The organism is Stenotrophomonas maltophilia group sp. Smal17 (assembly GCF_030237045.1).
Taxonomy (GTDB): Bacteria; Pseudomonadota; Gammaproteobacteria; order Xanthomonadales; family Xanthomonadaceae; genus Stenotrophomonas; species Stenotrophomonas forensis.
In genome coordinates this window covers 1-15,944 of the sequence record NZ_JASJSU010000008.1, presented here as the reverse complement: position 1 = coordinate 15,944, position 15,944 = coordinate 1, and the positions used below count along the sequence as shown (strand labels likewise).

Genomic DNA, 15,944 nt, shown 5'->3' with positions numbered 1-15,944 from the left:
GAACAGTCGAGCACAGCTCGACTCTACAAAGAGCAAGCCGAGCGTGGGCTCGGCTCTACAAGGTCAGCCATCCTGCCCATGCTCGGCGAACGCCTCGATGCTGCCATCGGTGCGCACCAGCTCGACGGTATACGGCTGCACGTAGCCATCCGGCATTTCCATGCCTGGCGAGCCGGCCGGCATGCCCGGCAGCACCAGACCGCGCGCCGCCGGGCGCTCGGCCAGCAGGCGCTTGATGTCCTCGGCGGGCACGTGGCCCTCGACCACGTAGCCGCCGATTTCGGCGGTATGGCAGGAGCCCTTGCCCACTGGCACACCCAGCCGGACCTTGATCGGGTTCATGTCATCGGTATCGCGCACCTCCACCTGGAAGCCTTCGGCCTTCAGATGGTCGACCCAGATGCCGCAGCAGCCGCAACTGGCGGTCTTGTGCACCACGGCGATCGGCAGTGCGGGATCGATCGTGGCCGGGCCGGCCTTGATGGGCGCCGCCGGGGCCCGCCCTGCAGGCGACGCAGCGCTGGCATCTTCAGCAGCGCGTGCACAGGCGGCAGTGACAAGCACAGTACCCAGCAGCAGGCCGAGGGAGAGAGAACGGTTCATGGGTTGATTCCTTTGCAGATGCGGGCAGTACAGCCCGCTACCCGCGCATCAATGGCGCAGGCAGGGTCGTAAGTAGAATGAGCAGTCATGGCAGGCGCTTGCGCGCCTGCAGGAATCAACCGATGGGTGGCCGCAACGGGTCCAGCAAAGGCGGCGGCGCACGTTGCTGTGCGCTGGCGGGGGGAGGCACCTCGCGCCAGGGCGACGCGGGCGTTCCGTTCAACGTGGCCAGCATGCCCAGGCAGGCCGGTGGGCATTCGCACTCACCGCTTGCGCAGAGCGTTGATGTCGCTTCGTCGCAGCATCCGTCCATGGCAGTGGAATGCGGGGCGACGCAATGCCCTGCTGTAGGCACCGATGCATCCGGCAACGACGCAAGCGCCAGCGCCGGTGCATTCAGCACCAGGGCAACAAGCAGCATCCATCGCAACAGCAGGCCAGGCAGGTTCACGCGTCGATGATAGCCGATGCGCGCATCAGGCCGTCGCCGCCGCCATCGCACGTACCCGCACCGGAATCGACTTGGCCGCCGGGGTGCCACTGATCCGGTCGTAGTAGTCCAGCGGCAGCAGTGGGTTCAGTTCGGGGTAATAGCCGGCCAGCGCGCCGCGCGGCATCGGGTAGTCCAGCACGGTCAGGCCATCGATGCGCCGGCTCACACCATCGCGGCTGATCGTCTCCAGGCTGACCTGCGCCTCCTTCTGCAGCCCGCGTGCCAGCCGGTCCTCGACGTTCATGAACAGCACCATGCGGTCGTTGTACACACCACGGTAGCGGTCGTTGTAGCTGTAGATGGTGGTGTTGTACTGGTCATGCGAGCGCACCGTCGCCAGCCGCAGCATCTCGGGGTCATCCACCGGCTCGTCCACGTCCAGGCCGGGCATCACCAGGATGTTGGCCTTGCCATTGGGCGTGGGCCACACCCGGCGGCGCGGCGGAATATCCAGGTGGAAGCCATGCGGCTGCTGGATGTGCTGGTTGAAGCCGGTGTAGATCTCCGGGTACACCGCCGCGATCAGGTCGCGGATGGGGGTGTAGTCGTGCATGCACGCGGCCCAGTCGACCTTGCTGCCAGGCAGCGTTGCCATCGCCATGCGGCAGACAATCTCGACCTCGGGCAGCACCTCGGCACTGACCGGTTCCAGCACACCGCGCGAAGCGGTCACGTTCGACATCGCATCCTCGATGGTGACGAACTGCTCGCCGGCCGGTGTCACGATACGTTCCGAGCGCGCCACCACCGGCAGGATCAGCGCATCGCGGCCATGCACCAGATGCCCACGATTGAGTTTGGTGGCGATGCCGACGGTCAGCTCCAGGCCGCGCATCGCCTCATAGGCACGCGGCGTATCGGGCACGGCATGGATGAAATTGCCGCCCAGGCCGATGAACACCTTGGCGCTGCCATCCAGCATCGCTTCGATCGACTCGACCACATGGTGGCCGTGCTCACGTGGCGGATCGAAGCCGAACACCTGCTGCACGCGGTCCAGGTAGGCCGGCTTGGGCTTCTCGTCGATGCCGACGGTGCGGTCACCCTGCACGTTGGAGTGGCCGCGGATCGGCCCGATGCCGGCACCGGGCTTGCCGAAGTTGCCGCGCAGCATCAGCAGGTTGGCCACCTGCTGCAGCAGGCGCGAGCCGTACTGGTGCTGGGTCAGGCCCATGCCGTAGCAGATCACGGTGGCGTTGGAGCGGATGTAGATCTCCGCACAGCGGCGGATCTGCGCTTCGGAGATGCCGGAGACGCGAACGAGATCGCCCCAGTCCTGCGCCATCACATCGTCGCGCAGCGCATCCAGGCCCACGCTGTGTTCGGCCAGGAAGTCGTGGTCGAGCACACGCTCGCCCTGCGCCTCGCGTTCAAACATCACCCTCATCATGCCCTTGATCAGCGCCAGGTCGCCGCCGATGCGGATGTGCACGAACTCGCTGCTGATTTCGGTGGAACCCAGCGTGGCCATCTGCACCACGTCCTGCGGCTCGGCGAAGCGGATCAGCGCGCGCTCGGGCATCGGATTGACCGCCACGATCGGGATGCCACGTTTCCGCGCTTCGACCAGGTTGCTCATCATCCGCGGCGAATTGGTGCCGGTGTTCTGGCCGATCACGAAGATCGCCTCGGCGTGCTCGAAGTCCTGCAGCACGATGGTGCCCTTGCCCACGCCGATGGCCGGTGGCAGCCCACGGCTGGTCGGCTCGTGGCACATGTTCGAGCAGTCCGGGAAATTGTTGGTGCCGAACTCGCGCACGAAGATCGAGTACAGGAACGCCGCTTCGTTGGGCGTGCGGCCGGAGGTATAGAACTCGGCCTGGTGCGGGCTGTCCAGCGCCTGCAGATGGCGGCCGATCAACGCGAAAGCCTCGTCCCAGCTGCACGGCACGTAGTGATCGGTGGCCGCGTCGTAGCGCATCGGCTCGGTCAGCCGGCCCTGCATCTCCAGCCAGTAGTCGGTCTGCGCCATCAGTTCGGTGACGGTGTACTGGGCGAACAGCTCACGCCCGGCACGGAACTGGGTGGCTTCCCAGGCCAGCGCCTTGGCGCCGTTCTCGCAGAATTCCAGCTTCCTGCGCTCGTCGGCATCGGGAAACGCACAGCTCGGGCACTTGAAGCCGCCCGGCTGGTTCATCGCCAGCAGCGCCTTGGAGCCCTTGCCGATCACGCTCTGCTGCAGCAGCACCTTGGCGGTGGCGCCGGCGGCGCCCCAGCCACCGGCCGGCTGGTTGTAGGGCTTGTAGCGCGGTGGCTTCTGCTCGGACATGTTCGGGAACCTGGCGGGAGGAACGCAACAACAGAACGGCGCGGAATGCGGGCGTGCTGCCATTCGGCCGCTCGCCAAGCCCTACAGTCAAGCATGGTCCACGCGACGGCGCCAGAGGCTGGAACCGATTGCAGCACAGCGTGTCATGACAACGGTTACCACCGCGTCAGCGCGCGGCCACTGCGCTATTCTCGATGCCGTGGGTGGTCCACCACCTGCGTTTCCCTCTTGCCCGGACACGCTGAATGCCTGACTCCACCCCGCCGCACACCCCGCCTGCCGGCACGGCCCAGCGCCCGATGCAGCGCTGGCGCAGCGAGGGGCAACAGCAGCAGGTCGACGTGGTGGCCGAGGAAGTGCCGGTCGCGATGCGCTACAACGGCGCCGCCTTCGCGGTGATGATGGCTACCCCCTGCGACCTGGAAGATTTCGCGCTGGGCTTCTCGCTCAGCGAGGGATTGATCACCGCGCCGTCGCAGCTGGTGACCATCGATGTGCGGCCACAGCTGGAGGGCATCGAGCTGCAGATGACCGTGACCGACGACGCACCCGGCGCCGATCTGGACCCGGCCAACGGACGCCTGCTGCCGGGCCGTGGCGGCTGCGGTCTGTGTGGCACGCGGCAACTGGAGGACGTGCTGCGTCCGCTGCCGCAGATCCACGGACGCCGCACCTATCCGCATGCCGCGCTGCAACGGGCATTGGCCACCCTGTCGCGGCACCAGCCGATGAACGAAGTCAGTGGTTCCACCCATGCTGCGGCCTGGGCCGACGCCAGCGGCCGGATCGGTTGGGTGCGCGAAGACGTCGGCCGGCACAATGCGCTGGACAAGCTGATCGGCGCGCTGCACCACAACGAACACGTCATCGACGGCGGCCTGCTGGTGATCTCCAGCCGCGCCAGCTACGAGATGGTCAGCAAAGCCGTGCGTGCCGGCGCCAGCGTACTGGCCGCGGTGTCGGCGCCGACCGCGCTGGCGATCGACCTGGCCCGCAGTGCCGGGCTGTGCCTGGTTGGGTTCGCACGCGAGAACGGATTCAACGTGTATACCCATCCGGAGCGGCTGCAGGCGCACGACGACACGGCGGTCTGAAACCGGCCGGGAGCACCTCGCCCCCGGCCGAGGCATGCCTCAGCGCAGTGCCACCTTCGGGAAATCCACCGGCACGTCGAACGCTACGTTGACGTAGTTGGTGAACAGGTTGAGCGCCACGTGGGCGAGAATTTCGACGATCAGCTCATCGTCGAAGCCCGCCGCGCGCAGCGCCTGCACATCGGCATCGGTGATCTGCGCGCGCTGCTCGACCACCTTCAGCGCGAAGTCCAGTGCGGCGGCCGTGGCCGGATCGCTGGACTGGCCGATCTGCGCGGCGGCCATCTGTTCGCCACTGGCGCCGGCCTTGCGGCCCAGCGCGGTGTGTGCGGCCAGGCAGTACTCGCAGGCATTGCGGTTGGCGATGGCCACGGCGATCTGCTCGCCCAGCAACGGGGACAGCCGGCCAGCGCCCAGCGCGCCGAACGCCCCCCACATGCTCTGCAGCGCGGCCGGAGAATTGGCCACGGCACGGAACATCGCCGGAGTGGCACCGAAGGCGGCATGCACCTGGCCCAGCAGGGCCTGGCGGTCGGCGGTGGTGGCGGATGCATCGATCAGGGGGACACGGGACATGGTGGATCTCCTTGGGAAAGCGCCCGGGATTGGACGACCCGGCCATCCTAGGTAGACTCCATGGACATATCAGGCCATATCGGCCGCTTGTATTGTCCATTCGTCCATGAACGCTTCTACAACCCAGACGGATACCTCCGCGCCTGACCGCCTGTCCTCGCTGCTTGAACGTTTCCGCGTACAGGCCGCGCTGTTCCACAGCGGCCCGCTGTGTGGGCGGCACGTGTTCGCGCCGCAGCCCGGGCGCGCGTTCCTGCACATCCTTCGCCAGGGCGAGATGGAGGTCCGCCATCCCGATGGCGATACCGCACTGCCACGACTGAAGATCGACAGCCCCAGCCTGCTGCTGTACCCGCAGCCGCTGCACCACGTGTTCCACAACGCGCCGCTGGAGGGACCGGGTTTCACCTGCGCCACGCTGGATTTCGATGGTGGTGCGCGCAATCCGATCGTGCAGTCACTGCCGCCGGTGATGGTGGTGCCGCTGGCTGCGATCAGCGAACTGGACGACACCCTGCACCTGCTGTTTGCCGAGGCTGATCGCCAACGCTGTGGTTCACGGCTGCTGACCAACCGCCTGTTCGAAGTGGCGTTGATCCAGATCCTGCGCTGGGTGGTCGACCACCCGGATGCAGCGGGTGTCAGCCATGGGCTGATGCGCGGCCTGTCCGATGCACGGCTGGCGCGTACGCTGGTCGCCATGCATCAGGCGCCACAGCACGAATGGACGCTGCCGCGCATGGCCGCCACCGCCGGCATGTCGCGCAGCGCCTTCGCGGCGGTGTTCAAGGAGGTGATGCAGGCGACGCCTGCGAGCTACCTGCTGGACTGGCGGCTGAGCCTGGCCTGCGCGCAGCTGCGGGCGGGCGTGGCGGTCAAGCAGGTCGCCATCGAGGTGGGGTTTGCCGATACCGCGTCGCTGTCGAAGGCCTTCCGCAAGCGGCTGGGGGCATCGCCACGGGCGTGGCTGGCCGGCCTTGCCTGAAAGGCCGTCGAGCATGGCTCGACGCTACATGGCAGCCGACCAGCGGTCGGCTCTACCAAGAGCGATGCCCGCGCGATGGCCGATGGTCTAGCCGGCCGCCCCACCGGACTTGGCCAGCAACCCGGCGATGCGTTCGGCGACCTGGGCACGCACGCCTTCATCCAGCTGCCCTTCGTACATCGCTTCGTAGATCCACAGGCCATCGGCCGCCAGCCGCGCCACGAAATTGTCCAGCGCGGCCGGGTCGTCCTGCCCGGGTGGAGGCGGCAACGGCGCCCAGCGGCGTACCGCCGGGCCCCACGGGCGCTCATCGGCATCCGGGTCGGCCGATTCGAGCATGAACATCAGCTCGGCACGGGTGGCACTCTGCGCCGACACCCGCACGAAGGTCTGATAGCGCTCCAGCGCCGTCGCTTCTCCGGCGCTCTTGCCCAGCAGCGCTTCCATCGATGCTTCCCAGGCCTGCACCAGGTGCTCGTCGATGCCGCGCAGCAGCGCCTCGCGCGAGGGGAAGTGGTACAGCAGGCCGCCGCGGGTCAGCTGGGCCTCGGCCGCCACCGACTCGAAGGTCACCGCACGCACGCCGTCACGATTGATCACGTTGACGGCGGCGTCGAGGATGCGGTCGCGCTTGCTGGTTCTCATCGCATCATTTTACGCGATCGGCCGCGCCCTCGCGGCTGCCGACTCGGCCGCGCAGCAGGCGCGCGATGATCGTCGCACCGACCGCCAGCATCACCGTGATCACCAGCAGCACGATCTGGTAGCCGCGGTCGTACGCAGCCGTGGCCAGCGTGAACCACTCGCCCTGCCCGCTCTCGCGTGCCACATGCAGGGCCTGGGTGAAGCCCTCGCGTGCCAGCGCCGGCATATCGGCCGAGGCCGGCAGGAAGGCGCTGTACATCGCCGCGCTCAGGCTGCCCAGCATCGCCACCGCCAGCAGGCCACCGAATTCGTAGGAGACTTCCTCCACCGACGAGGCCATGCCCGCACGGTGCGCCGGCACATTATTGAGGATGGCGGTGGACGCCACCGAGATGGCCGAGCCCATGCCGAAGCCGGTGATGGCCATGCCGGCCACCACCCAGCCCAGGCCGTGCGGGAAGCCGAACGCAACCACGCCGACACCCACCGCGCCTGCGGCCAGGCCACCGCAGATCAGCGGACGCAGGCCGACCCGGTGCAGGATGCTGCCGCCCAGCAACGCGCTGGGCAGGCTGCCCAGCGCCGCCACCGAGACCAGCAGGCCCGCCTGCAACGGGGTGAAGCCCGCCACCAGCTGGAAGCGCTGGGTGGTGACCAGCTGCAGGCCGGCCATCGCGAACAGGGTGAACACCGCCGACAGCGTGCCGGCCAGGAACGCGGGATTGCGGAAGATCGCGAAGTCCAGCAGCGGGTACGGCAGCTGCTGCTGGCGCCGCGCGAACGCCGCACCGCTGATGACCGCCAGCAGCAGCGCGCCGGCGCCCAGCGCGTACGACGGCGGCGTGGCGATCAGCGACTTGATCGCCAACACCAACCCGGACAGCGCAGCCAGCGCCAGCACCGACGACACCAGATCCCATGGGCGCGAGGTATCGCGCTGGCCTTCCGGCGCCAGCAGCAGCGTGGCCACGAAGGCGACCACCACCACCGGCACGTTGATCAGGAACACCGAGCCCCACCAGAAATGCTGCAGCAGCCAGCCACCGATGATCGGGCCGAGCGCGGCGCCGACGATCGCCACCGAGCCCCAGATCGCGATGGCGATGTTGCGCTCGCGCTCTTCGTGGAAGCTCAGGCCGATCAGCGCCAGCGTGGCCGGCATCATCGCCGCCGCACCGACCGCCAGGAACGCGCGCGCAGCGATCAGCTGCGCCGCACTATCGGCGAATGCCGCAGCCAGCGAAGCAACGCCGAACACCACCAGGCCAATCAGGAACATGCGGCGGTGGCCGATGCGATCGCCGAGCGTGCCGGCGCCGAGCAGCAGGCCGGCCATCACCAGCGGATAGGCATTGATGATCCACAGTGCCTGGCCGGCACTGGCCGACAGTTCTTCGGTCAGGGTGGGCAGCGCGGTGTAGAGCACGGAGTTGTCCAACGTGACCAGCAGCAAGCCGGCGGCCACGGTAAACAACAGCGCCCAGCGGCGGGCGCGCGACAGGGCCGGAGCACCGGCCAAGGGCTGGGACAGAGCCATGGGGGAAACCTGATGGGGGTGAAGTACCACCATAACTATACCGGATATCCTGTATAGTTATGATCTTCGCAATTGACCGGTTCAGCTTCTGTAGAGGCACGCCTGCGCGACCGCGCGCCCCAGCCAGGCATGGCCTGGCTCTACGGGTAAACACTCACCGGCAGTCTTCCGGCAATGCGGCAATCGCGGACACCACGGCCGCCTGCATGCCCTGCCCCACGGCCATGTCCAGCTCGCCACCGATGCCGCCGTGCTGGCGGCGCAGTTCGTCCTCGCACAGGCCGCGCACCCGCCCGCGTGCATTGGCGCGCAGGCTGCTGCAACGCCAGTCGGTGCCGCCCAGCGGCAGCACCGAATACACCACGCTGTTGCAGGCATTGCCGGCGCGCTGCTGCAACGACAGGCCAGCGAAGTCACGTGGTTCACTGCTGCGCTGCGGATCGAAGTAACTGTCGGGGAAGGTGCGCGCGTACTGCTCGATGTCCACGTCCATGCTGCGGCCCGCCGCCAGCGGCATCTGCAACGGCTGGCCACAGCGCAGGGCATCGGCGCGATGCTGGATGTACTGGTAGATCGGCCGGTCGAGCGTGGGATCCTGCAGGGTCACCGCGCTGACCGCCGCCAGCACCGGCAGCGACGCACGATTGGCCATGCGCGCCAGCAGCCCCGCCTGTGCTGGCTGGCAGCGATCACGCAGCGTGGCCGCCAACAGGAACAGCACGTCGTTGCGAAAGGCCGGTTCTTCGATCAGGCGCTGTTCGATGCGCTGGCGCGCATCCGCCGCGGGCGCCGGGAACGCGATCGTCGGCGGCTCGGAGACCGCGGCACGCCGCTGCCACCACATGGCCAACACCACGCCGCTCACCAGCACGCCCGCAACGATGACCCAGCGCGCACGCATCAGTTGTGGATCGCCGTCAGCGTTGCCGCTGCGGCGTCGTAGGATGCGCTGGCGATATCCGCATCGAAGCGCTTCACCTGCAGGCGGCCGGCAAGCCGGTACGGGTCCCACAGGTCGCCCAGCGCGATCGGCGTGGCCAGGGTCACATGGATGATCTGGTTCGGCGGTGGTGGCGGCACATGGATGCAGGCGCCGTAGAACGGCACGAACAGCAGTTCGTCGACCAGACCGGCGTCGTTGGTGCCCAGCGGCACCACGTAGCCGTCCAGATCCACAGCGCGGCCATCGGCGGCATCGACCACCTGCGACGAGCCGAACTGCCTGGCGCGGTCGGGGCTGGAATGGTCGATCTCCTGCCCCGGCGGCGTGCCGGAACCGGTGTCGTCGATCAAACCGCCCACGCCGTCCATGCCATTGCGTGACAGGCCGATCTGCGGCGGCGGCCGCTGATAGGTCACTTCATCGGGCCGCAGCGCATCCCAGCGGTTGATGGGAGCATCGGCCACCGTTGGCTGCGCGGAATGCGCGGTCTGCGCGGTGCTGACAGGTGCGGCGTTCGGCACCGGCTGCGTACAGCCAGCCAGGCACAGGCAGCCCACCAGCATGGCGACGTGCTCACGGTTCATAGGGCCTCAGGTGCGCATCGCGCATGGTGTAGGCAGAACCGGCCAGGTCGTCGTCCAGCCGCTCCGCGCGCAGGGTGCCGGCCAGGAAGAACGGCGAATACATGTCCGGCATGTCGATCGGGCGCGGCAGCAGCACGTGCACGATCTGGTTGGGCGGTGGCGGCGGCACGTGGATGCAGGCGCCGTAATACGGCACGAACAGGAACTCGGTCAGGCGCCCGTCCTGCGCGTTGGCCAGCGGCACCACGTAGCCCGGCAGGCGCACCGGCCGTTCCAGCACCGCGTCCACGGTGCGGAAGGTGCCGAACTGCGGCATGCGCCGGTTGCCGTTGTGCTCGACCTCGGGGCCCTCGCCCCGCTCCAGCGCGGCCAGCTCATCGCCCGGCATCATCTGCAGCCAGTCCAGCTCCTGTTCTTCAGCCGTGCCCGCAGCCACGGCGCCACTGCGGTCGATCACCGGCGACGGCGGCAGCGCCTGCACGCCGCTATCCACCGGCCGCTCGCAGGCAGCCAGGAACAGCAGCATCGGCAACATCCACAAGCAGCGCATGCTCAGCCTCCCGGCGACAGGCCATCGGCCAGCGTGCGCCGATAGGCCAGCAGCGCCGGCACCAGCCCGGCCGCCGCGCTGATCACCAGCACGCCTGCGGCCCAGGCCAGCTCGCGGCCGTCCGGCCAGACATGGGTGATCGACAGCCCGAAGCTGGTCAGCGCCCACGCGCGGCCCGCCAGGCTGGCCACGGCCAGCGCCGCCAGCGCGAGCACGCAGGCCAACGCGCTGGTCGCCACCGCTTCAACCACCAGCAGGGCGGCGATGTAACCCGGCCGCGCACCGATCGCACGCAGCACGGCCATCTCACGCCGCCGTTCCTGCAGGGTCGAAACCAGCAGCGCCACCAGCGACACCATGCCCAGCAGCACCACCATCGCGCTGATCAGCTGCAGGGCACGTTCGGCCGTGCCCAGCGACTGCCACAACTGCTGCAGGGTCACGCCCGGCAGGATCGCCAGCATCGCCTCTTCCGGGTACTCGTTGATCCTGCGCTGCACCGAGAAGGTGGCGATGCGCGAGTTCAGGCCGAGCATGAACGCCGTGATGCTGGTCGGGGTCAGATCCAGGTGACGCGCCTGCTCGGCGCTGACGCTTTGGCTGCGCAGCTGCACACCCGATCGCCAATCCACATGGATCGCCTCGATGGCCGGCAGCGAGACGAGGACAGATGAATCCACCGGCGTGCCGGTGCGCTGCAGGATGCCGGCCACGCGGAACGGCTTGTCGGCATGGGTGGCCAGCGTAACCGCGCCGGTGCCGTGGGCCAGCACGATCTCATCGCCGAGGCCGACCCGCTGCGCAGCGGCCACTTCGGCCCCGATCACCGCATCGTACAGATCGTCGAACGGCCGGCCCTGCGCGAAGGCCAGCGCGTGACCGGCGCCGTAACGGTAGTGATCGAAGTAGCCGCCACTGGTGCCGACCACGCGGTAGCCACGCCAGGAGTCACCCAGTGACAACGGCACCGCCCACTTCACCTGCGGCAGCGCCGACAGCTCCTGGTAGGACTGCCAGGACACATTGTTGGTCGGGTCACCGATATGGAACACCGAATACAGCAGCAGGTTCACCGGCCCCGAACGCGCACCGACGATCAGGTCGGTACCCGACACCGTGCTGGCGAAGCCCTCGTGCGCCTGTGCGCGCACGCGTTCAACGCCCAGCAACAGCACCACGCTGAGGGTGATCACCAGTACGGTGAGGCCAACGCTCAACGCGCGGCTGCGCAGGCTGGCCCAGGCAAGCTCAAGCATGGGCGCCACCTGCATGGTTGATCTCCGCCAGGGCAATCGTGCGGTCGAACAGCGGCTGCAGGCCATCATCATGGCTGACCACCACCACGGTGGTGCCGGCCGCCTGGCATTGTGCGGACATCAACTGCAGGAAGGCCGTGGCGGCCTCCCGGTCCAGCGCCGAGGTCGGTTCATCGGCCAGCAGCACCGCCGGCCGGCCGATCAGCGCACGTGCGGCCGCCACGCGCTGCTGCTGGCCGACACTCAGAGTGCCCGCGCGCCGTTGCATCAGCGCCGGGTCCAGTTGCAGGGCGCCCAGCAGGCGCGCGATCTCGGCGTCCAGCGGCCCGCTGATGCGCTCGCTGCGCAGGCGCGAGAAGCGCAGGCCCAACGCAACGTTGTCGCGCACACTGAGGAACGGCAGCAGGTTGAACTGCTGGAAGATCACGCCCAGGTGGTCGGCGCGGAAGCGGTCGCGGCGGGCGCCTCGCATCGCCTGCAACGCCTGCCCGGCCACCTCGACGCGGCCCTTGCCAGGCAGCAGCACCCCGGCCAACAGACCCAGCAGCGTACTCTTGCCGCCACCACTGATCCCACGCAGCAGCACGCTGCTGCCCTGCTCGATCCACAGCTGCGGAATGTCCAGCACCAGGCGCAGGCCATAGCCGAACTGCACCTCATCCAGCCTGATCAGCGCAGCGCTGCTCACGGCGCCAGTACCACGCGCAGCTGGGTGGCGGTCAGCACGCTGCGGCCCTGGCCACGATCGGTTGCGGTGTTGACGATGACCTCGTGCAGGCCTGGGAACACGGCTGGCAGGCGCATCACCAGGGCGCGCAACGCCGCGGGATTGGCACAGCGGTACTGCAGGTTGGCGCTGAAGCCGGCGTGACGGTGCTGCCCGGCAGCCGGTGCCGCGGCGGTCGCATCGAAGCCCTCGGCGCTGGCATCGCTGCGGGCCAGCCGGCAATGCGCCGCCGTCGGCAGCGTTACCCAGCTGCCACTCTTCAGCACCGCGGTGGCGCGTGCCAGCGATGCCCGCTCAGCGGCGTTGGCCGGCGGTCGCTCGAAATCGAGGATGCCGATACCCGGCGCCTGCAGGGCCAGTTCCAGCACGCCCTGATCGAGCGCGAGATCAACAGTGGCCTGGCCGTGCACGTGCGCACCGAGCTGGCGGACGTCATGGGCCTGCGCGGCGCTGGCAGCCAGCAGCAGGAAAAAAGCAGCGGGAAGCTTCATGGGGGAGACTCCAATTGTTACTCTGTAACATTATGGACCATATCCCCTCGATGCCCGCAAGGGCCCTGGCCCAGCCGCCAGCTTCGGCACGCTGGCATCCCCGCCTCGATCTGGCCGGTGCCTGGCTGTCGCTGGCCTGCGCCGCCCATTGCGTCGCCCTGCCATTGCTGCTGGCGTTCGTGCCGGCCGCGATGATGGCGCTGCGCTCGTTCCAGCACCCCGGCCATGGCGCGATGACGCTGCTGCTGATGATGTCGCGCTGGGAGTGGCTGTTCGCGCTGGTGGCCTCGGCGCTGGCGCTGGCCAGCACCACGGCGGGGCTGCGCCGGCATGGTCGCAGGTGGCCGCTGCGGCTGGCCTGCGTGGGCGCCGGCCTGCTGCTGTCGGCGTCGCTGTACCTGCCGCTGAAGGAATCGCTGCTGTGGCATGGGGTGGCAACGGCCTGTGGTGGCGTGCTGCTGGCCTGTGCGCATATTGGCAACCGGCGGGCACTGCACAGCCATCGGTAGCGGCTCGAAGATGCCGGCCAGCGGCCGGCACTACCTGTCGTTGGAAGCGCGGGCCGTCCGCGCCGCACCACCACCGGTAGCGCCGGCCGCTGGCCGGCGTCCCCGCCTCGTCAGAAGCGATAGCCGACTTCCGCACCAAAGATGCGCGGGCTGTCGACCGGGCCGTAGTAGTTGCCGTCGCGGCCGAACGCCAGGTTGTCGAATATCAGGCCGTTGATGCGGCGCTTGTTGGTAAGGTTCTGTACGAACACGCGTGTGCTCCACGGCCCGCGCTCATAGCCCAGCTGCGCGCCCAGCACCGCGACGGCCGGCTGGAACGCGCGGTTGCGTTCGTCCAGCGCACTGGAACCGGTGAACTGCGATTCCAGCCGCGCGTAGAGACCGGACTGGAACTGGTAGCGCGCCGCCAGATAGCCGGTGTAATGCGGGGTCAGCTTGACCCGTTTGCCGGCCAGGTTCTGGTCGACGCTGACCCACAGCCTGGTGTACTTCGCATCGACATAGCCCACGTTGGCCATCAGGGTGAAGCCGGGCATCACCTCGAACACGCCTTCAAGTTCCGCGCCGCGCGAACGGATCGACGCATCCGAGCCCACGTAGTCCGACGAGATCGGGCGGCCGTTGGCATCGGTGGCCACCTGGATCTCCTGCCAGTTGTCCGAGGTGATATGGAACAGCGCACCGCCGATGTGGCCACGGCCACTGGCCAGGTTCATCTTGAAGCCCAGCTCATGGCTCCACATGCGCTCGGACTCATAGCGCAGCACCTTGTCGTTGACCACATCGCTCTGCGCCGCGGCCAGATTGAAGCCGCCCGGAATGTAGCCCTTGGCCGAGGCCGCATAGAACGACAGGTCGTCGGTGGCGTCGTAACGCAGCGACACCCGCGGCAGCGTCGCCGAGAAGGTATGCGCCAGCGCGGCATCGCGGTACAGCACGCGGCCGCCGGCACCCAGATCCAGCGCACCGGCACGCTGCTCGGTGGAACGCCGCGCCTGCTCATGGCGCAGGCCCGCACTTGCGGTCAGTTGCGGAAGCGACGGGAAGGTGTAGCTGGCGGTGGCGAACACACTGTAGTCCTCCCCCTTCGAGGTCTGCCGCGGCGCCAGGTTGTAGCTGTCCAGCCCGCGCAGCGCAGGGCCGACGAACGTACCCAGGATCGAATCCTTGCTGTTGCGGTAGGTCGACACACCGGCCATCCAGGTCAGCGCCTGGTCACTGGGCGAACTGAAGCGCGCCTCGGCCGTCCATTCGTTCTTCCGGTCGTAGATGCGGCCTGCCAGTGCCGCGCTCTGGGTCATGTCGAAGTCGTAGCCGGCCGAGGTCACTTCCTCGTTCCGCCAGGAGGCGGCCACGTCCAGCGTGCCGGCCTGCAGCTGCCATTGCGCGCTCAGGCCCGCCACCGACTCATCCTTCCCGGTGCGCTTGGGTGCGTCATTGATGTAGGTGAAATCACCGGCGCGACGGCCACCGTTGAGCGAGGTGCCGTAGGTGCGGTTGTACAGGCCGGTATCCAGCGGCAGGTACTCGTACTCGAACATGCCCGGCGCACGGGTGCGCAGATGGTAGGCCAGTGCATTCACCGAAACGTAGTCGCTCGGCCGCCAGCGCAGCTTGCCCTGCAGGTAGCCCTCGCCCACCCTGCCGCGCGCCCCGGAGGGCGTGAGGTTCTTCAGGTAGGCATCCTCGTCCGAGCCCATGAACGCCACCGAGCCGGACAGGCGGCCATCGCGGCTCAACGGGCCGGCCAGGAATCCATCCAGTGCCGTGCCATTGCCATTGCCGAACCAGGTACTGCGCACATTGAGTTCGCCTTCGCGCGCATCGGCCGGACCGCGCGTGCGCACCAGCACCAGGCCGGACTCGCTGTTGGCGCCATACAGCGTGCCCTGCGGGCCGCGCAGCACCTCCACCGACTCGACCTGGTTGAGCACGGCATTGCTCAGTTCACGGAACGGAATGCCATCGATATAGACCGACGCACGGTTGACCAGGAACGGATTGGACTCGATGCCGCGGATCGAGATGAACATGTTGCTCAGCTGGCCCATCGCATTGAACTTCACGTTCGGGGCGAGCTTGTCGAGGTCACGGAACTCGGTGACACCGGCCTCCTTCAGCGCTTGCCGATCAAGCACGGTGACCGACAGGTCGCTCTTCAGGTACGGGGTATCGCGCTTGGAGCCGGTGACACGGACACCGTCAAGCGTGGCCGGGTCGGCCTGCTGGGCAAGCGCGGGCATGGCAGGAATGAGCAGGGATGCCGCAACAAGGGCGGCAGCAGGCGTGGACGACTTCAACGGACGGACCTCAACGGATGGAAAGGCGGACGCGCGGGCGGCGGCAGCGCGGGTCAAGAGTGTTATCCTGTAACATTCGCGCCATCCCGCCACTCCATTCGCGGCAGCGCCGCTCCATTTCCGGATCTGTGATGCCCGCCCTCGCCGACCAGCTGCTGCGCGAAACCGGCCCCCAGCCTGCGGCCGCCCACGTCAGCCCGGACGGGGCGGTGGTCCTGCTGCGCCACCGCTTCGAGGCCAGCGAAGGCGAGATGGGGCATCCGCAGCAACTGCGACTGGGCATGGCCATGGCCGGCGGGGGTTGGCTGCAGCAGCGCACGCTCATCGGCGTGCTGCAGGCCCCGTGGCGACCGGGCCAGTTCACCGTGGTCCTGCCTGGCGA

General features: G+C 68.2%; 15 protein-coding genes and 1 pseudogene. 4 read left to right on the top strand and 12 right to left on the bottom strand.

Annotation, left to right across the window (positions count from 1 at the left end):
* Positions 1 to 63 precede the first annotated feature (63 nt).
* Together QRO93_RS04010 and QRO93_RS04005 are read right to left on the bottom strand one after the other, a co-directional pair.
* Complete coding sequence (locus QRO93_RS04010) at positions 64 to 603, bottom strand: DUF411 domain-containing protein (RefSeq protein ID WP_180878619.1); 540 nt, start codon at positions 601 to 603, stop codon at positions 64 to 66.
* Between the two features lie 476 nt (positions 604 to 1,079).
* Complete coding sequence (locus QRO93_RS04005) at positions 1,080 to 3,365, bottom strand: FdhF/YdeP family oxidoreductase (protein WP_180878620.1); 2,286 nt, start codon at positions 3,363 to 3,365, stop codon at positions 1,080 to 1,082.
* 245 nt (positions 3,366 to 3,610) lie between these two features.
* Here QRO93_RS04005 and fdhD point away from each other — a divergent pair, with 245 nt between their 5' ends.
* Positions 3,611 to 4,459, top strand: coding sequence for a formate dehydrogenase accessory sulfurtransferase FdhD (gene fdhD, locus QRO93_RS04000; protein ID WP_164086385.1), 849 nt, complete (start codon positions 3,611 to 3,613; stop codon positions 4,457 to 4,459).
* A gap of 39 nt (positions 4,460 to 4,498) precedes the next feature.
* Here fdhD and QRO93_RS03995 read toward each other — a convergent pair whose 3' ends face one another.
* Positions 4,499 to 5,035, bottom strand: coding sequence for a carboxymuconolactone decarboxylase family protein (locus QRO93_RS03995; protein WP_008264612.1), 537 nt, complete (start codon positions 5,033 to 5,035; stop codon positions 4,499 to 4,501).
* A gap of 106 nt (positions 5,036 to 5,141) precedes the next feature.
* Here QRO93_RS03995 and QRO93_RS03990 point away from each other — a divergent pair, with 106 nt between their 5' ends.
* Positions 5,142 to 6,020 (top strand): AraC family transcriptional regulator, encoded by an 879-nt coding sequence (locus QRO93_RS03990; protein ID WP_180878621.1) that lies wholly within the window; start codon positions 5,142 to 5,144, stop codon positions 6,018 to 6,020.
* A gap of 87 nt (positions 6,021 to 6,107) precedes the next feature.
* Here QRO93_RS03990 and QRO93_RS03985 read toward each other — a convergent pair whose 3' ends face one another.
* The 8 genes from QRO93_RS03985 to QRO93_RS03950 all read right to left on the bottom strand — a co-directional run bounded on the left by QRO93_RS03985 (position 6,108) and on the right by QRO93_RS03950 (position 12,753).
* A complete protein-coding gene (locus tag QRO93_RS03985) occupies positions 6,108 to 6,665 on the bottom strand; it encodes a TetR/AcrR family transcriptional regulator (protein ID WP_180878622.1) in 558 nt (185 codons plus the stop codon).
* A gap of 4 nt (positions 6,666 to 6,669) precedes the next feature.
* Positions 6,670 to 8,202, bottom strand: a complete 1,533-nt coding sequence (locus tag QRO93_RS03980) for an MFS transporter (protein WP_053509218.1) — start codon at positions 8,200 to 8,202, stop codon at positions 6,670 to 6,672.
* 154 nt (positions 8,203 to 8,356) lie between these two features.
* Positions 8,357 to 9,103, bottom strand: a complete 747-nt coding sequence (locus QRO93_RS03975) for a hypothetical protein (RefSeq protein ID WP_285303957.1) — start codon at positions 9,101 to 9,103, stop codon at positions 8,357 to 8,359.
* Positions 9,103 to 9,729 (bottom strand): DUF3299 domain-containing protein, encoded by a 627-nt coding sequence (locus tag QRO93_RS03970; protein ID WP_180878624.1) that lies wholly within the window; start codon positions 9,727 to 9,729, stop codon positions 9,103 to 9,105. The genes QRO93_RS03975 and QRO93_RS03970 overlap by 1 nt, the downstream gene beginning before the upstream one ends.
* On the bottom strand, positions 9,719 to 10,279 hold the full coding sequence (locus QRO93_RS03965) for a DUF3299 domain-containing protein (RefSeq protein WP_180878625.1): 561 nt from the start codon (positions 10,277 to 10,279) through the stop codon (positions 9,719 to 9,721). Before QRO93_RS03965 ends, QRO93_RS03970 begins: the two co-directional genes overlap by 11 nt.
* Before the next feature lie 2 nt (positions 10,280 to 10,281).
* Positions 10,282 to 11,535 (bottom strand): ABC transporter permease, encoded by a 1,254-nt coding sequence (locus QRO93_RS03960; RefSeq protein WP_180878626.1) that lies wholly within the window; start codon positions 11,533 to 11,535, stop codon positions 10,282 to 10,284.
* The gene (locus QRO93_RS03955) at positions 11,528 to 12,223 is read right to left on the bottom strand and encodes an ATP-binding cassette domain-containing protein (protein WP_053449875.1); all 696 of its coding nucleotides are present in this window, start codon (positions 12,221 to 12,223) and stop codon (positions 11,528 to 11,530) included. The genes QRO93_RS03960 and QRO93_RS03955 overlap by 8 nt, the downstream gene beginning before the upstream one ends.
* Positions 12,220 to 12,753: a DUF2796 domain-containing protein gene (locus tag QRO93_RS03950; RefSeq protein ID WP_053449876.1), complete on the bottom strand. Its 534-nt coding sequence runs from the start codon at positions 12,751 to 12,753 to the stop codon at positions 12,220 to 12,222. The genes QRO93_RS03955 and QRO93_RS03950 overlap by 4 nt, the downstream gene beginning before the upstream one ends.
* Positions 12,754 to 12,785: 32 nt before the next feature.
* Between QRO93_RS03950 and QRO93_RS03945 the strand changes: the two genes are divergently transcribed.
* Positions 12,786 to 13,262 (top strand): MerC domain-containing protein, encoded by a 477-nt coding sequence (locus tag QRO93_RS03945; protein WP_180878627.1) that lies wholly within the window; start codon positions 12,786 to 12,788, stop codon positions 13,260 to 13,262.
* Between the two features lie 110 nt (positions 13,263 to 13,372).
* Here QRO93_RS03945 and QRO93_RS03940 read toward each other — a convergent pair whose 3' ends face one another.
* On the bottom strand, positions 13,373 to 15,505 hold the full coding sequence (locus QRO93_RS03940; RefSeq protein WP_180878628.1) for a TonB-dependent receptor: 2,133 nt from the start codon (positions 15,503 to 15,505) through the stop codon (positions 13,373 to 13,375).
* Positions 15,506 to 15,693: 188 nt separating this feature from the next.
* Here QRO93_RS03940 and QRO93_RS03935 point away from each other — a divergent pair.
* A pseudogene (locus tag QRO93_RS03935) lies at positions 15,694 to 15,944 on the top strand (AraC family transcriptional regulator); the annotation flags it as partial.

Bases quoted from the DNA above. Each gene is read 5' to 3' on its own strand.
- QRO93_RS03945 (WP_180878627.1), top strand. From the start codon at position 12,786: ATGGACCATATCCCCTCGATGCCCGCAAGGGCCCTGGCCCAGCCGCCA.
- QRO93_RS03950 (WP_053449876.1), bottom strand. From the start codon at position 12,753: ATGAAGCTTCCCGCTGCTTTTTTCCTGCTGCTGGCTGCCAGCGCCGCG.
- QRO93_RS03990 (WP_180878621.1), top strand. From the start codon at position 5,142: ATGAACGCTTCTACAACCCAGACGGATACCTCCGCGCCTGACCGCCTG.
- QRO93_RS03965 (WP_180878625.1), bottom strand. From the start codon at position 10,279: ATGCGCTGCTTGTGGATGTTGCCGATGCTGCTGTTCCTGGCTGCCTGC.
- QRO93_RS03970 (WP_180878624.1), bottom strand. From the start codon at position 9,729: ATGAACCGTGAGCACGTCGCCATGCTGGTGGGCTGCCTGTGCCTGGCT.
- QRO93_RS03960 (WP_180878626.1), bottom strand. From the start codon at position 11,535: ATGCTTGAGCTTGCCTGGGCCAGCCTGCGCAGCCGCGCGTTGAGCGTT.
- QRO93_RS04010 (WP_180878619.1), bottom strand. From the start codon at position 603: ATGAACCGTTCTCTCTCCCTCGGCCTGCTGCTGGGTACTGTGCTTGTC.
- QRO93_RS03975 (WP_285303957.1), bottom strand. From the start codon at position 9,103: ATGCGTGCGCGCTGGGTCATCGTTGCGGGCGTGCTGGTGAGCGGCGTG.
- QRO93_RS03995 (WP_008264612.1), bottom strand. From the start codon at position 5,035: ATGTCCCGTGTCCCCCTGATCGATGCATCCGCCACCACCGCCGACCGC.
- fdhD (WP_164086385.1), top strand. From the start codon at position 3,611: ATGCCTGACTCCACCCCGCCGCACACCCCGCCTGCCGGCACGGCCCAG.
- QRO93_RS03940 (WP_180878628.1), bottom strand. From the start codon at position 15,505: ATGCCCGCGCTTGCCCAGCAGGCCGACCCGGCCACGCTTGACGGTGTC.
- QRO93_RS03980 (WP_053509218.1), bottom strand. From the start codon at position 8,202: ATGGCTCTGTCCCAGCCCTTGGCCGGTGCTCCGGCCCTGTCGCGCGCC.
- QRO93_RS04005 (WP_180878620.1), bottom strand. From the start codon at position 3,365: ATGTCCGAGCAGAAGCCACCGCGCTACAAGCCCTACAACCAGCCGGCC.
- QRO93_RS03985 (WP_180878622.1), bottom strand. From the start codon at position 6,665: ATGAGAACCAGCAAGCGCGACCGCATCCTCGACGCCGCCGTCAACGTG.